Genomic DNA, 15147 nt, shown 5'->3' on the forward strand with positions numbered 1-15147 from the left:
GCTCAGCGGTCGCGCTGGGCGCGGCCCATATTCCGTTCCCGCTCCCGTTCGGCCGCGGTGGCGAGATAGTCACCGAGTTCGCGGCGCAGGGTGGTGTCGAGCGACCGGGCCAGACTGGTGTGCACCGCGGCGACGCCGAGTTCGCGCATCGTATTGAGCATGCGGGTGGTGGCGGCGATCTCGTCGTTGGAGTCCGGTAGCCAGCCGGGCCCGTGCTCGTCGACGATATGTTTCTTCGCCGCGTTGATGAGTAACTCGCTGATATCGTCGATTCGCGTCGCGACCTCGGCGTACACCGAGATCAGCGTGCCCAGCTCCACCCCGTACTCGTGGAGTTCGGTGAACGAGGTGAGCAGCTGGGTATCGGTGATCACCACCGTCTCGCCGTCCACCCGGACCAGACCCATCCGGCCCAGCTGCGCCACCAGCTCCTCGGTCTGCTCACCGAGAATGGTGGCGAGCAGCTCCCGGGGAACCTCGAAGGTCTCCTCCTCCGACCAGTTCGCGGTGACGGCGTGCTGGAGACCCAGCACTTCGGTGAGGTCCTTACCGGTTTCCCAGCTGGTGATGAAATCGGCGATATGCGCGGTGGTGAAACCGCGCTGCAGCAGCGCGTCGATGAGGCGAAGCCGCTCGAGATGGGAATCGTCGTAGATACTGGCCCGGCCGTCGCGGTCGGCCGGAGGCGGCAACAGTCCGCGTTCCTGATAGGCACGGACATTGCGGGAGGTGGTGCCCGCGGCGCGGGCGAGATCGTCGATCCGGTATCGCGCCATGAATCCGCACCTCCCTCGCCCGCCTGCGCCGGTGACTCCGGCCCGGGAATCCGAGTCTAGCCGCCGCCTAGGAGACCGATGCCACCCTCGGCGCGATCCGCGGCTCGGCCGCCACCAGCGTGTAGTCGTCGAGATCGACCTCGCGCAACTGGTTGCGGTACTGGGTGGCGAACCCCGGGTACATGGTCGCGTTGAACCCGTCCTCGGTCAGGTACCAGCTGCGGCAGCCCGAGTTCCAGGTGGTCGCGCCGAGCTTGCGCTGGATCGCCGCGTTGTAGCGCTCCTGGCGGTCGCGGCGCACCTCGAGCATCCGCAGGTCACGGTCGAGGATCAGGCCGATCGCCTGCACCAGGTAGTCGATCTGCGCTTCCATGTACACCAGGGCCGAGTTGTGCCCCGGGCCGGAATTCGGTCCGAACGTGAGGAACAGGTTCGGATACCCCGAGACCGCGACACTGCGGTACGCGAACGCGCCGCGCCGCCATTCGTCGGCGAGCACCCGGCCGTCGCGACCCGTGATCGGAATCGGTGTCCCCGTTTTGGAGACCTCGAACCCGGTGGCGAACACGATGCAGTCGGCGCGATGCTCGATCCCCTCGGCGGTGCGGATACCGTCCGGGGCGATCCGGGCGATCGGCCAGGTGATCAGCTTGCAGTTCTCCCGTTGCAGCGCCGGGTAGTAGTCGTCGGTCATGAGCAGTCGTTTGCATCCCGCCCGGAAATCGGGGGTGAGCTGGCGGCGCAGCCACGGATCGGCGACCTGCCGCCGCAATTGCGCCCGGCCGGCCAGTTCGACCACCCGGGTCAGCGGGGTGTTCCAGACGACGCCGAGCGCCACCGACTCGTGCCCGTAGAACCACGCCTGCCGCGCGAGGGTCTGCGCGCCGGGAACGTGCCGGTAGAGCTCCTTGGCGAGGGCGCCGGTGCGCCGGTTCACCCGGGGCAGGACCCAGCCGGGGGTGCGCTGGAAAACCTTCACCGAACCGGCCCGTTCCACCAGTTCCGGAATGATCTGCACCGCACTGGCTCCGGTGCCGATCACCGCGACCCGTTTCCCGGCGAAATCGTAGTCGTGGTCCCAGCGGGCACTGTGGATCGTATGGCCGGCGAAGGAGTCGATACCCGGGATATCGGGGTAGCCGGGTTCGGTCAGCGGCCCGGATGCCAGCACCACCGCGCGGGCGCGGACTTCTCCGGACCCCTCGATCGCGATCTCCCAGGTACCGGTGGACTCGTCGAATTCCATACCGGTGACGTTGTGCCGCAGCCGGATATACGGCCCGATACCGGATTTCGCCACCATCGAGTCGATATAGCCCAGGATCTCACCGCTCCCGGAATAGGTGTGTGACCAGTCCGGATTGGGCGCGAAACTGTAGGAATAGAGGCGGGAGGGAATATCGCAGGCCGCGCCGGGATAGGTGTTGTCGCGCCAGGTTCCGCCGATCGCGTCACCGCGTTCGAACACCGCGAAATTCGTGATACCGCGGTCCCGGAGCCGGATGGCCGCGCCGATTCCGGCGAATCCCGCACCGATCACGGCGACATCGAGCGGGGCTGTGCTGGTCGTGGTCATATCTGTCCTCGTCACGCGGCGGGGGTGTAGGTGATTTCCTTCGACCAGCTCGGGTCCTTGCGCAGCAGCCGCCGCGGAATACGTCCGGTGACCTTCACCAGGGCGTCCGCGAGCAGGTGATACGGGTGACCCCGGTCGACGACCCAGTCACCGTGCCTCTTCACGATCTGGTACATCGGCAGCCGGCGCGCGAATTCGCTGCGCTCGCCCACCTTCCGGTAGCGCTCGAGCGCCGAGTACAGCTTCTTCTCGTCCACCCCCATCGCGACGATGTTGTCGCGCATCTTGTTCAGCAGCGGCATATAACTCAGTACGCCGATCAGGAAGGTCGGTTTCACCCAGCCGCCGACCAGTTCGATGAGCAGTGTGCGCATCTCGGCGTGGCCCAGCACATCCATCACCGCGAAATCGACTGCCAGATGGCGGGATTCGTCGGCATTGATCCGCCGGAACGCCTCCTGGCACACCGGATCCTCGATCTCGTCCATGATGAATTTGACGAGTGCGCCGTCCAGCGCGACCTCGAGCATCGGGATCACGGTCCCCAGGAACGACAGCGACATCTCGTCGGCGTATTTGTCCAGGAAATCGATCACCAGTTTGACGTTGATATTCGGCTGCGGGATCTCGTCACCCTCGAGCATGCCCCAGCGCCGCATCAACGCGAGTTCGGCATTGGCGTGCTTCTGCTCCTCGGCGTGGAAATAACGGTAGATCTCGCGCAAGGTCTCGTCGGGGGCCTTCTTGGCCATGGCGGCGAATCCGCGCGCCCCCACGTTCTCGATCCACATCAGGTCCGACATGAACGGCTTCAGGCGCGCGTGCTGTTCCGGGGTGATCGTTTCCGCGCCCGGCGCGTCCCAATCGATATCGGCCAGTGCCCACTGGCGGTCCTTGATCTTGTCGAGCATGTCCTGGAAGTCCATGGTCGCCATATCAGACTCCTGTTCTCTGGGTGGTGGTCGGCGTGGCGGCTGCGTCCTGCGGCAACAGCCGCTCGAGCAGGCCCGCCACGGTGGTGTACGGTCCGGGAAAAGCGCGCTTGAGCAGCCAGATCAACTGGGCGTCGGGCTGTGGGAGGACATGCAGCCGGCCGCGGTCGTGCGCGTCGAGGGTGATGCGGGCGACGCGCTCGGGGGAGAAGCCGGTCCAGCGCATGAGGGTGTCGGCGAGATCGCGCGAACCCGTGGTGATACGCCCGTCCCGGGCGACATTGGTCCGGACGAAGGTGGGGCAGAGTACGGTGACCGCGATATCGGTGCCGTTGAACTCCGCGGCCATCGTCTCCGACAGGGCGAGCACGCCGGCCTTGGACGTGTTGTAGACCGCCATCGAGGGCGCGGCCGCGAAAGCGGCGGCCGAGGCCACATTGATGATGCCGCCGCGGCCGCTGGCCCGCAGCCGGGGCGCGAAGATCTCGCATCCGTGCACCACGCCCCACAGGTTGATACCGAGCGCCCACTCCCAGTCGCCGAATCCGATTTCGCCGACCGGTTTCCCGCCGATTCCGACGCCGGCGTTGTTGACCATCAGCGAGACCCCGCCGTCGAATACGGAGTCGGCGAACCGGGCGAGGATCTCCACGTCCGCACGATGAGCGACATCGCAGCGGAAAGCATGGGCGGCGCCTGGGTGTTCGCGTTCGATGAGGGCCACCGTTTCCGCGGCGCGGCTCTCGTCGATATCGGCGCAGACGATCTGTCCGCCCCGGGCGGCCAGTTCGCGGGCCAGGGCGCGGCCGATTCCGCTCCCGGCGCCGGTGACCACCGCGCGGGCGCCGTGGGTGCGGCCCGAGCTGCCGAACGGCAGGAGGTTGCGCAGGGTTGTCATCTCAGCTCACTTTCCGTGGGGTGCCGACCGTGAGTGCCGCGCACAGGAAATCGGCGGCCCGGCCCAGGGCGGCGTCGGCCTCGGGAGCCAGGCGCGGCAGTGCCTGGAACACGTGCACCTGGCCCGGCCAGATCTCGAGGGTGCAGTCACCGCCCGCGGCCCGGACCATCGTGTGCAGGTGCCGGGCGTCGGCGCTGAGCATCTCGGCGCCGCCGGCCTGGACCAGCATCGGCGGCAGCGCGGTTCCGGCCGCGACGGTGAGCCGCAGCCGCGGGGCGTCGTCGGGGTGCCCGCTGGTGTAGACCCGGGGGAGCCGGCGGGCGGCCCGGGCCGAGATCACCGGATCGCGCCGCCGCCGCTCCTGGTCGGTCGCCAGGGCGAAGGTGAGATCGATCAGCGGGGAGAACAGGGCGACGGCGGCGGGCTGCGCCGCACCCCGAGCGGCATTCTCCAAGAGCAGGTCGAGGGTGAGGTGCCCGCCGGCGGAATCGGCGGCGATCACCAGGTCGTGCGCGGCGAAGCCCTGTCCGAGCAGCCACTCGAAACCGGCGGCGATATCGTCGGCGGCGGCCGGGAAGCGGTGTTCGGGGGCGAGCCGGTAGTCCACGACGAATACGGGCAGACCGGTGTCGCGGGACAACCGGGAGGCCAGGCCGCGATGGGTACGGGCCGAGCAGAGCACATATCCGCTGCCGTGCACGTAGTAGACGGCCCGGCTACCGGGCCGGACGCCGGGGGCGCGCACCCATTCGCCGCGGACACCGGCGGTCCGGACCTCCTGGACGGCTGTTCCGCGCAGGGGTGGCCCGGCCAGTTCCATGATCGTCGCGATGAGTGTGCGGGCGAACAGTACGCCCGGTGGGTTCAGCGGCACCGCGCAGTTGATCGGGCGCAGACCGTATTCCGCCGCGGTGGCTGCCAGCCGCGAACGCAGAGAGGGCGCCCGCGGCACATCGGAGCGCGAGGTCCTCGTCGACCTAGTCATGCGTTCAGAATCATTCACCAATGTGCCATTTGTCAATGGCAGATAAACCGCGCATCGCTGGGGAACCGCGTGGCAGCCCCGGCCGGTCAGTGGTGGTGCGGCACGATGAAGGGATGAATATCGACCTCTCCGGACGGCACGCACTGGTCACGGGTTCCAGCCAGGGCATCGGCCTCGCCATTGCCACCGCGCTGGCGCGGGCCGGTGCGTCGGTGATCGTGAACGGGCGCGGGCCGGACCGGACCGAAGCGGCCCGCACCCGCATTCTGGACGAGGTCCCCGGGGCCTCGGTGCGCGCCGTCGCCGCCGACCTGTCCTCCGCGGTGGGGGCCGGAATATTGCGTGAGAAGGTCCCCGAGCTGGATATCCTCGTCAACAACCTCGGAATCTTCGAGGCGAAACCGGTACTCGAGATCGACGACGACGACTGGCGGCGCTACTTCGAGGTGAATGTGCTGTCCGCCATCCGGCTCATCCGGATGTATCTGCCCGGCATGATGCAGCAGGGTTTTGGTCGCGTCATGAACATCGCCAGCGATTCGGCGGTGGTGACCCCGCTCGAAATGGTGCACTACGGCACGACGAAAACCGCGCTGCTCGCCGTCACCCGCGGATACGCGAAAGCCGCGGCGGGTACCGGGGTCACCGTCAATTCCGTGATGGCGGGTCCGACCCATACACCCGGCGTGGAGGATTTCGTCCGCGACCTGGTCGGCTCCGAACTGTCCTGGGAGGAGGCCCAGCACCGTTTCATGCTGGAGCATCGCCCGCATTCGCTGCTCCAGCGACTGATCGAACCCGCCGAGATCGGCAATATGGTGGTCTACCTCGCCTCGGATCAGGCCTCGGCCACGACCGGGGGCGCGGTCCGCGTGGACGGCGGCTACATCGATTCCATCCTGCCCTGAACGGGTCGCTCGATCGCCGTGCCGCGGCGGTCGAGCGGACTCAGGTGATGTCGAATTCGGTACTGGTCCCCACGATCGGTTCCAGGCGGCCGTCGGGCGTGAGCCGATCGGCGAAGTGCACGAAACGATGACGTCCCGGTGCGGTATCGGCGGGAATGTCCCAGGTGAAGGACGCCACCGAGGTACCCGGGCCGCGTGTGCTCCAGTGGAAGCGCACGGCCCATTCACCCTCGTTCGCGACCCGCACCCACGTCCCGTCCACCAGCCGTTGCACCTCGAGGAAGGTGCCGTTGCGGCGGGGGTTGTGTTTCGGGTGGGCGGAGACGAATTCCACCTCCGCCCGGCCGCCGCGGGTGTAGTGCGCGGCCGGCGGGGTGAGTGCCGCCCCGAAGTCGTGTCCCGGGAGGGCGGTATCGGGGCCGGGGGCGGGGACGAAGTCGGGTTGCAGGTGGGAGAGGTCGCGCGGGGCCGGGCCCCGGTCGACGGCCGCGCCGGTGGCGAGCGCGGTGGCCAGCCGCGCGAACTCCTGCTGGTAAGCGGGCAGCGTGTACCGGCCGAACAGGGTGGACGCGCCCTCGTACTGCTGCGCCTCGTATTCCTCCGGGGTGGTGACGTATTCGTGGTAGGCGTTGGCGTACCCCTGGAGCAGCACCTGATCCAGTGCGACCCCGAGCGCCGCCGCCACCGCCCGGCGTACCCGCAGACCGGCCACGATGGTGAATTCACCACCGGCCGCCGCCAGATACAACTCGCCGAGGCGAACGATCTGGATCGGCACCACACTGGGCACCCACGGTGCCGGCGGGAGCAAATCGAACGGCACCGCGATCGCCTTGGGCGCCTGGGCATCGGCGAGCCATCCGGGCGCGGGCCGGTGCGGGTCGCCGAGGAAGTCGAGGAAGGGATTGCGCACGCCCTCCGGGATCGGGCCGCCCGGCAGACCCGGGCCGTCCTCGACACTGCCGGCGAGTAACGACACACCCGCGGCGGGCGGGGCGGTGCGGCGGGCGGCGCCATCGGGAGTGAACCGTCCGTCGACCGCGATATCGGACAGGTCGATATAGCAGAACACCGACCCCACCGGCCCGTTCATGGGGCTCGCGGCCGCGACCGCCGTGCGGGCGGCGTCGTGCTGGCGCTCACCGAGGATGCGGGTGTTGTCGAATTCGTTGCCCGTCGGGCCCGAACCGGGCCGCAGATCCAGGTTGGGCGACATATCACCGGCGTTGGTCTGGGCGAAGGCGGCGACGTAACCCGGTGCGCCGTCGAGATAGCGCACGCCGTGGTCGGTGTGCTCGCAGGCGAATGCCGCGTATCCCTTGTTGTCCGAGCTGATCAGCCGGTTCTTGTTCGTCATCGAGGTGTTGTGGGTGGCGAACCAGGTGATCGCGCCGACTTCTTCGCCGCCCTTGCCGATCGATACCGTGGTGACCGCCGGATCGATGGCGTCCGGAAAGTGCGCTCGGTCCGCGGCGGGGTTGCGGTCGAAGGCGACCCGGGACCGGTTGACGCTGGCGTCGTGCAATTCGGCGCGGCCGAGGGCGAGCGTGCCGGGGGCGAGGTCGGCGTGCGCGGCCGCGATGGCTTCGACGAGACCGTTCACCTCGGCGTCGTACACCTGCTGCTTGAACCCGAGGATCGACAGGTTGTAGGCGTAGTCGTGGGCGGCCCCGCCGCAGACGGCGTGTGAATGTGTCGACGTGAGCAGGACATTGCGTTCGGTGTACAGATCGCCGAAACGGCGGCCCAATTCGCTGAGCACGCCGCGGTGCACCGATTGGAAGATCATCGCGTTCTCGGCGACGGCGAAGACGACCCGCTCCGCCCCGGAGGCGAAGACGAACGCACGGGCGCGGGGGCGCAGGTGGATGCCCGCGGTGGTCTGATCCTGCTGGGAGTAGCCCATCATGCCGCATTCCGCGGCGGGGCCGGTGATATCGGAGATTCCCAGACCTACGAGATAGCCGCCGGGTGCGGCCTGTGCGGTGGCGGCGAGCCGCTCGCCGAGACCCGGCGCGGTCGCGGTGAGTGCGCCCAGCGCGAACGTCGCGGCCGCCGCTCCCGCCAGTACCCTGCGGCGGGGGAGCGCCGCCTGCTCGGAATCCGTGGATCGTGCCGCGGCACGTGTTTCGGAGGTTGCCACCATCGAGATGTCCTTCCTGCTCGAATGGCAGCGAACCACACTGTTGAACAAACGTCCAGATGTGGCCCGGGCTCGGGTGTGGCGTCCGATCGGGGCCTCGAATGCGTACCGCGCCCGATACTCTCGGCGAGTAGCGGTCCCGTCCGGCCCGAACGGCATCGGCACCGTGTCGGGACGATCGACGATGCGCTCGGATCAATCCGGGAGCAACGGCACCGACAGACCTTCACCGTGCCGCAGCAGCGCGGCGCGCGTGACCGCCCCGGAGCCGAACCGGGTGCGGAGTGCGTCCAAGGTGGTGTCCAGCGCTGGGGTGGGCCCCGGGCCGAACGGCAGGGTGAGCTGCCGGGGGTCGGCGTTCTCCAGATTCGTCAAGGCCAGCCCGATCAGGGTCAGGCCGCGTGCGGTGACCAGCGGCATCGCCTCGGCCAGCAGGTTCCGGGCGGCCCGTAGGATCGTCGCGGTGTGGTCGGTGGCCGCGGGCAGGGTGTACGACCGGGTGGCGCGGGTGAAATCGTCGAACCGCATCCGCAGCACCACCGTGCGGCAGCACCGCTGGGCGGCCCGTAGCCGACGGCCGAGCCGGTCGGTGAGGCCGTGCAGATATGCCTCGATCTCCGCGGGTGGGTGCGGCCGGTGGCCCAGTGCGCGCTGCGCGCCGAGGGATCGCCGCCGCCGCCCCGTCTCCACCCGGCGTGGATCGCGCGCCCAGGACAGTGCGTGCAGATGCCGGGCCGCGGCCGCGCCGACGATCGGCCGCAGCCCCGCCTCGCCCAGTTCCGCCAACTGCCCGATCCGCTCGATACCGTGCGCGGACAGGGCGCGTTCGGTCACCGGGCCCACACCCCACAACCGGTGCACCGGCAGCGGATGCAGGAACCCGAGTTCCTCGGCCGGTTCCACCCGCAGCAACCCGTCCGGTTTCGCGACCGCGCTGGCCACCTTGGCCAGGAATTTGGTCCCCGCGATGCCGACCGAGATCGGCAGCCCGACCTCCCGCCGCACTCGCGCCCGCAGATCCGCGGCAATGGCCTCCGGTTCACCCGCGATCCGGCGCAGTCCCGCGACATCGAGAAATGCCTCGTCGATCGATATTCCCTCCACGATCGGGGTGGTATCGGCGAAGATCTCGAACACCGACCGGCTGGCTTCGGCATAGGCCGACATCCGCGGCGGGACCACCGTCGCGTCCGGGCACAGGCTCAATGCCCTGCCGATGTTCATCGGCGTGCGGACCCCCACGGCCTTGGCCTCGTAACTGGCGGCCAGTACGACTCCGCCGCCCACCAGAACCGGTCTGCCGCGCAACCGCGGCTGGTCCCGCTGCTCCACCGAGGCATAGAAGGAATCCAGGTCCGCGTGCAGGATCGACGCGTGATCCCGGGCGGCGATCCGCGGCCGCCGGGCGGGCCGTGGGGGCGGCGCGGTCTCCGCCGGGTCCTCGGGTGGCCCCGGCGTGGGGGATCCCCGGCCGTATTCGAACATATGTTCACACTAGCAGTGGGGTGGCGGGCCGCCCGGAGGAGATCGACCCATTTGTCACTACAGATTTTGGTTGTCACATACAGGTCGTAGCTGTCATAAGTCCGAATGCGCGACCTGCGGCATTACAAGATGTATGTGTCGAGGCGGGTGTGGGGGCGCGCGATGCGGTGGGTAGAAATCCCCAGGGGATGTGGTGGTCGACTCGAGTTCGCTCGCCGGCAGTGGGCATGTCCTGAGGTGCAGTCGTCCCCAGTCCGGTCGGCGCGCGTCATGGACGCCGGGGGCAGCGTTACCTGCGGCGTGGACGTCGGGGAGGTGCGTCAGGGGTAATGCATCAGTTGTCGGGCAAGGCCGAACAGACGGCTGCCGAGCTTGATGACGGGAAGCCCCAGCGGGATCAGGAGGATCGTCGCGCACAACACCGCACCGAGAATCCACACCACGGCCGCGAGCAACCCCACCACCGTGCCGAGCACGGCCGTTACGATCCCCAACACCAGATTGAGCAGGCCCTGTATCGCTCGCATGACGACCTTTCTGTTTTCTATTATGCTCTTTCCGCTCGATGCGTCGTTGCCCGCACCACTCCTGGCCGCTGGAAAGCCGCCCGAGTTCGGTGAAAAGCATCCCCTTCGCGGCCGATGGCGCGCTCGACCTCAGGAGGGGGTGAATGTGATCGGCAGTCGCGTGCACCCGCGCACCTGGCCGGCGTGCAGGACCGGGGGGTCGTGGGGGGCGAGCTCGTAATCCGGGATCCGCCGATGGATCTCCTCCAGTGCCAGCCGGAGTTCGAGGCGGGCGAGATGGGATCCGAGGCAACGATGCGCGCCCGCGCCGAAGGAGAGGTGCCGGTTCGGCAGCCGATCGATCCGGAGTTCGGTGGGTTCGTCGAACTCCGCATCGTCACGGTTGCCGGAACACAGCATCAAGATCAATTGATCGCCTTCTGCGATGCGGACGCCGCCCAGTTCCGTTGCCCGGGTCGCTCGCCGGCCTGGGACGACCGCGGCCTCGAACCGCAGGATCTCCTCGACGGCGGTGGGGATGACGGCCGGGTCTTCGATGATCTCCCGGCGCTGATCGGGATTGCCGACCAGGTGGATGATGCTCCAGGCCAGTGATCCCTGGACGGTGTGCAGTCCGGCGATCAGTAGCAGGAAGAACATCCGGTTGAGTTCTTCGTCGGTGAGCGGCCTGGTGCCATCGTGCAGTTCGAACTCGGTGCCGATGATCTGCGAGGTGATGTCGTCACCGGGATGCCGGCGGCGCTCGTCGATCATGGACTGGAAGTAGCCGAGCATGGTGAAGGCGGCTTCGGCGCGGGCCTGGTTCGACTCCTCTTCACTGGCCCCGGGGATGCCGGTGAGCAGGATATCGGTCGAATCGGTGAACAGCTGGGCATCCTCGATCGGCCAGTCCATCAGGGCCAGGAAGACCCGGGTGGGCAGTTCGTGCGCGAACTCGGAGATGAACTCGGCTCGGCCGCGGTGCGCGAAACTGTCGATGAGTTCGTTGATCACCGAACGGATATCGTCCTCGAGCGCCTTCATGCGGGTCGGGCCGAACAGTGGCTGCAGCGCGCGCCGGTAGCCGGTGTGCTCGGGCGGATCGAGTTCGAGCGGGAGGAACTTGCCGAAACCGGCGGTGGTGGTGACCAGATTGTTCGGATGACTCGAGAAGGTCGCGTGATCGCGCAGCACTTCGTGGATCTCTTTGTAACCGGTCACGATCCAGTGGCCGCCGTGCGCGGAGGAGTAGACGACCGCTCCCTTGGCCGCGAGTTCGGCTACCCGTTCCTGGACGGTATCGACCGGGACGGCGAGGGATTGATCGTAGATATCGAAATCGACAACGAGGTCGGCGGGTACTTCGGCGGCAGTGGTCATCGTGGTGATTCCTCGGAAGCGGGGGATGCGGCGTGCGCCAGCGTGAGTGCACGTTCGGGACAGGCGGCGGCGGCCGTTTCGGCGTCACCGCGATAGGTGCCGGGTACGGGGTCGAGCAGGATCACCGGATCGCCCTGTTCGTCGGGTTCGACCAGGTCGGGCGCGGTGGAATAACACATGCCGTGGCCTGCGCAGGCGCGGCGGTCGACGACGAGGTGAACCGAGGCGGTGCTGATACCGGATGCCGCCGGCTCGGCTTCTGCTCCGGTGTCACGTCGACGGTGAGGGGTCGGGGTCATCGGAGGTGATCCGGTCGCGGTGATGCCGGCGAATGGGTGTGCGGACTTCATGGATGGCGTCTCCACTCTCGAGTAGTGCGATGTGCCCGGGGTGCTGTCGACCGAGCAGGGCCGGTGGCTCGGCTCGAACCGGTCGATCGCGTAGGCGCACACGAGGCAGGAAGAGTGCTGCAGATCACAAAAAAATACTTCATAGAACGTATGACGTCAATCGTAATTTGTCAGCAGCTCTGGCGTATCGCCTTGCAATAGTCGAAAAACGTTGTCTCACAGTGCTATCGGACGCGATTCTGGTTCGGCAGACCGGGTGTGGTGGGTTGCCCGGCGAGAGCAGGTCAAGTGCCGGTTGCTGTCATGGCCGTGGTGCAGAACGGTCCTGTGGATCACGACAAACGTGTATCGAGAGGCGCGGAACGGATGCCGGCTCGCATCGCGCCGGGGGCCGGCGGGCCGGCCGGGAAGTGGCGCGGAGCGCCACGCCGCTTGTGTACGTCCCGCGCGAAGGTGTCGGGTCAGTGCCCGGGGCTCGTCTCCCGCTCGTGCTGTCCGGCGCCCGTGACGAGGGCCGGTATCACGAAAGTGCGGATCTTCTCGCGGACCCGATCCAGGGAGCTCGTTTCCTCGGCGCTGCGGCTGATGTACATGATCTCTATCTCGGAGATCCATTCGCAGACCAGGCGCAGATCCAGCTCGGGGCGGAGCTCGCCGGTCCGCTGCGCGTCGGCGAGTACCGGCTCCCACAGCTCGTAGGTGAGTTCGACCGCGCGTCCGGAATCGGTGAGCAACTGGGTGGACAGGATCATTTCCTCCGGCGAGACCAGGCGGTGCATCATCGGGTCGAGCATGCCCTTGCGGATGTCCTCGCAGATTCCCTCGACCAGCTTCTCCTCGATGCTCGGCCAGCGCGCGATGTAGGCGCGGGCCGGGCCCATGTTCGCCCGGGCCCGGCGGGTCACGGATTCGGTGACCAGTGAGTCGCGATCGGTGAAGTAGCGGTACACCGTGGCCCGGGAGACCGACGCCGCGCGGGCTACATCCTCCATGGTGGTCTTGGTGATGCCGTAACGGGCGAAGCACGATTCCGCCGCGGCCAGGATGGCCGACCGCGGGTCGGTTCCGGTCGCTGTCCTCGTGCCGCTCGCTGTCACGGAACGCACCGTACCAAGCGCTCCCTAAATCGAAAAGTATTAGATAAGACGCTGGACAAAATTTGTAACACGTGCCACGCTCGGACGTATGGAGCGCGAGGAGAAGATCAGGCTCACGCAGCGGCTGATCGCTCATGTGGACAACAACACCACCGACTATGCGGACGATCTGCTCCGCGTGCCCTTCTCGGTGTTCGACGATCCGGAGCTGGCCGCCAAGGAACGCGAGGTGGTGCGCCGATTCCCGCATATCGTGGCGCACGTCGACGAGCTACAGAAGTCCGGCGACTTCCTGACCACCGAGCTGATCGGCACCCCGCTGCTGGTGGTCAAACAGAACGACGGCAGCGTGAAGGCCTTCTCGAATGTGTGCCGGCACCGTGGTTCCAGGGTCGAATTCGGTGAGTCGGGCTGCAAGCGGGTCTTCTCCTGTCCGTATCACAACTGGTCCTACGGCAAGGACGGGTCGCTGCGGGGGCTACCGCACGCCGACGGATTCGAGGGTATGGACCGTTCGGAGTACGGACTGGTCGAATTCCCGTGCGAGGTGCGGCACGGATTGATCTGGGTGGTGCCGACCGTGGGCGCGGAATTGGATATCGCCGCGGTACTCGGGCCCAAGCACGACGCCGAGGTCACCGATACCGGGCTGGCCGGCTCGTATCAGGTCCGCAAGGAGACCTGGCGGCTGGGCATGAACTGGAAGATCGCCGTGGACGGGGTGCAGGACTCCTATCACCTCTGTCAGTTGCACACCAAGACGGTCTGCAACTACCTGGAGGGCAACATCACCGCCTTCGATCCGGTGGGCCGGTCCTGGCGGCTGGTGGTGGCGCGCAAGGCGATCACGGAGGTACGCGACGCCGATCCGGACAGCTTCGATGTGCGCGACTACTCGCTGGCGAACTACACGGTCTACCCGGGCACCATGCTGGTCACCGAGCCGAACCATTTCGAGATCTGGACCATCGTCCCGGACAAGGACGACCCCAACATCAGTTACTGCACCATCCGGCTGCTGTCACCCCGCAGGCCGGAGACGCCGCGGGAGGAGCGGGTCCTGGAGAAGAACTGGGAACTGCTCATGGAAACCCTCCACGCCGAGGACTGGTTCGTCACCAAGACGATCACCGACAATGCCGCGCACGGCCAGGTGCGTGAATTGATCTACGGACGTAACGAACTGCCCGGCCAGATGTTCCACAATATGGTCGCCGCCGATGTCGCCACGCTCGATCAGGAGCGCACGGCTCGGCCGGTGCCCAGCCGGTAGCGGCGTCGTGAGCGATACCGATCTGCGCGTGGACCGGCCGGCTCCGGGGGTGCTGCGGCTGACCCTGAACCGGCCCGCCGTGCACAATGCGATCACCCTGGCCCTGCACCGGCGGATGGACGACGAGCTGTCCGCGGCCGCGGCGGACGACTCGGTGCGCGCGGTGGTTCTCGCCGGGGCGGGAGACCGGGCGTTCAGCGCCGGGTACGACCTTGTCGAACTCGCCGCGATGACGCCCGCGCAGGCCGTGGCGGCGACCACCGAGCGCGAGGACCTGCTGTGGCGTTACGTCACGTTTCCCAAGCCCACCGTGGCGGCCGTGCAGGGCGCGGCACACGGTGCGGGCACCATGCTGGCCGTGTGCTCGGATCTGCGGGTCGGTGGCGCGAGCACCTCGATGGCAGTATCCGCCGCGAAATACGGTGGTGTGAACCTCACCTGGTTGCTCGACTCGATGATCGGCGGGGCGCACACCCGTGACCTGCTGTTGACGGCGCGCGAGGTGCGCGGCACCGAGGCGCATCGGATCGGGTTGCTGCATCGCTACGCGGTCGATGTCGCGGGGGCCGCGGTGGGTCTTGCGGAGCTGATCGCGGAGCGGCCGGCCGAGGGGTTGCGTGAGATCAAGGCGCTGCTGCTGGAAGGTGCCGGGCGGAGCCTGCGTGACCGGTTCGACCGGGAGAACACCGCGGTGCGGTCCAACCTGGCGGACCAGCCGATTTCCGAGATGTTCACGTCCTTCTTCGCGACCCGGAGCCGGGATCCGGAGGTCGAGGTATGAGCGGGCCGGGACCGGAGACGGTAGCGCCGCCCGACCGGGTAGGGCCTCCGCCGGATG

At 67.7% G+C, this 15147-nt stretch carries 14 protein-coding genes; 3 read left to right on the forward strand and 11 right to left on the reverse strand.

The genetic code is table 11. From position 1 onward, the window contains the following. Positions 1–2: 2 nt before the first annotated feature. The 5 genes from NF4_RS20655 to NF4_RS20675 form a co-directional block, all read right to left on the reverse strand. The gene (locus NF4_RS20655) at positions 3–776 is read right to left on the reverse strand and encodes a MerR family transcriptional regulator (RefSeq protein WP_063129008.1); all 774 of its coding nucleotides are present in this window, start codon (positions 774–776) and stop codon (positions 3–5) included. A gap of 67 nt (positions 777–843) precedes the next feature. Continuing rightward, entirely contained in the window at positions 844–2352 is a 1509-nt protein-coding gene (locus NF4_RS20660; protein WP_063129009.1) for a flavin-containing monooxygenase, read from the reverse strand. 11 nt (positions 2353–2363) lie between these two features. Next, positions 2364–3287, reverse strand: coding sequence for a ferritin family protein (locus NF4_RS20665; RefSeq protein WP_063129010.1), 924 nt, complete (start codon positions 3285–3287; stop codon positions 2364–2366). Position 3288: 1 nt separating this feature from the next. Then, positions 3289–4182 carry an SDR family NAD(P)-dependent oxidoreductase gene (locus NF4_RS20670; RefSeq protein ID WP_063129011.1) on the reverse strand — a complete coding sequence of 298 codons (894 nt, stop codon included), beginning with the start codon at positions 4180–4182 and terminating at the stop codon, positions 3289–3291. A 1-nt stretch (position 4183) separates the two neighbouring features. After that, positions 4184–5167, reverse strand: coding sequence for an alpha/beta hydrolase (locus NF4_RS20675; RefSeq protein ID WP_063129012.1), 984 nt, complete (start codon positions 5165–5167; stop codon positions 4184–4186). Positions 5168–5280: 113 nt separating this feature from the next. On the opposite strand from NF4_RS20675, the gene NF4_RS20680 reads away from it, so the two are divergent. Then, positions 5281–6075, forward strand: coding sequence for an SDR family NAD(P)-dependent oxidoreductase (locus tag NF4_RS20680; protein ID WP_063129013.1), 795 nt, complete (start codon positions 5281–5283; stop codon positions 6073–6075). Positions 6076–6115: 40 nt separating this feature from the next. Here the strand turns inward: NF4_RS20680 and NF4_RS20685 are convergent, their stop codons facing one another. From NF4_RS20685 to NF4_RS20710, 6 genes are all read right to left on the reverse strand, one after another. Further along, the gene (locus NF4_RS20685) at positions 6116–8221 is read right to left on the reverse strand and encodes a neutral/alkaline non-lysosomal ceramidase N-terminal domain-containing protein (protein ID WP_063129014.1); all 2106 of its coding nucleotides are present in this window, start codon (positions 8219–8221) and stop codon (positions 6116–6118) included. Positions 8222–8413: 192 nt separating this feature from the next. Continuing rightward, positions 8414–9703 carry a DNA polymerase IV gene (gene dinB / locus NF4_RS20690; RefSeq protein WP_084533291.1) on the reverse strand — a complete coding sequence of 430 codons (1290 nt, stop codon included), beginning with the start codon at positions 9701–9703 and terminating at the stop codon, positions 8414–8416. Between the two features lie 320 nt (positions 9704–10023). After that, positions 10024–10230 (reverse strand): hypothetical protein, encoded by a 207-nt coding sequence (locus NF4_RS20695; RefSeq protein WP_063129015.1) that lies wholly within the window; start codon positions 10228–10230, stop codon positions 10024–10026. A gap of 129 nt (positions 10231–10359) precedes the next feature. Beyond that, the gene (locus NF4_RS20700; RefSeq protein ID WP_063129016.1) at positions 10360–11589 is read right to left on the reverse strand and encodes a cytochrome P450; all 1230 of its coding nucleotides are present in this window, start codon (positions 11587–11589) and stop codon (positions 10360–10362) included. Continuing rightward, positions 11586–11888: a ferredoxin gene (locus tag NF4_RS39360; RefSeq protein WP_084533312.1), complete on the reverse strand. Its 303-nt coding sequence runs from the start codon at positions 11886–11888 to the stop codon at positions 11586–11588. The genes NF4_RS20700 and NF4_RS39360 overlap by 4 nt, the downstream gene beginning before the upstream one ends. A gap of 512 nt (positions 11889–12400) precedes the next feature. After that, entirely contained in the window at positions 12401–13036 is a 636-nt protein-coding gene (locus NF4_RS20710; protein WP_063129017.1) for a TetR/AcrR family transcriptional regulator, read from the reverse strand. Positions 13037–13124: 88 nt separating this feature from the next. Here NF4_RS20710 and NF4_RS20715 point away from each other — a divergent pair, with 88 nt between their 5' ends. Together NF4_RS20715 and NF4_RS20720 are read left to right on the forward strand one after the other, a co-directional pair. Beyond that, positions 13125–14309, forward strand: a complete 1185-nt coding sequence (locus NF4_RS20715; protein WP_063129018.1) for an aromatic ring-hydroxylating oxygenase subunit alpha — start codon at positions 13125–13127, stop codon at positions 14307–14309. A 7-nt stretch (positions 14310–14316) separates the two neighbouring features. Further along, a complete protein-coding gene (locus NF4_RS20720) occupies positions 14317–15090 on the forward strand; it encodes an enoyl-CoA hydratase/isomerase family protein (protein ID WP_063129019.1) in 774 nt (257 codons plus the stop codon). Positions 15091–15147: the final 57 nt, after the last annotated feature.

The organism is Nocardia fusca NBRC 14340, from assembly GCF_001618425.1.
In the GTDB taxonomy this organism is placed as follows: domain Bacteria; phylum Actinomycetota; class Actinomycetes; order Mycobacteriales; family Mycobacteriaceae; genus Nocardia; species Nocardia fusca.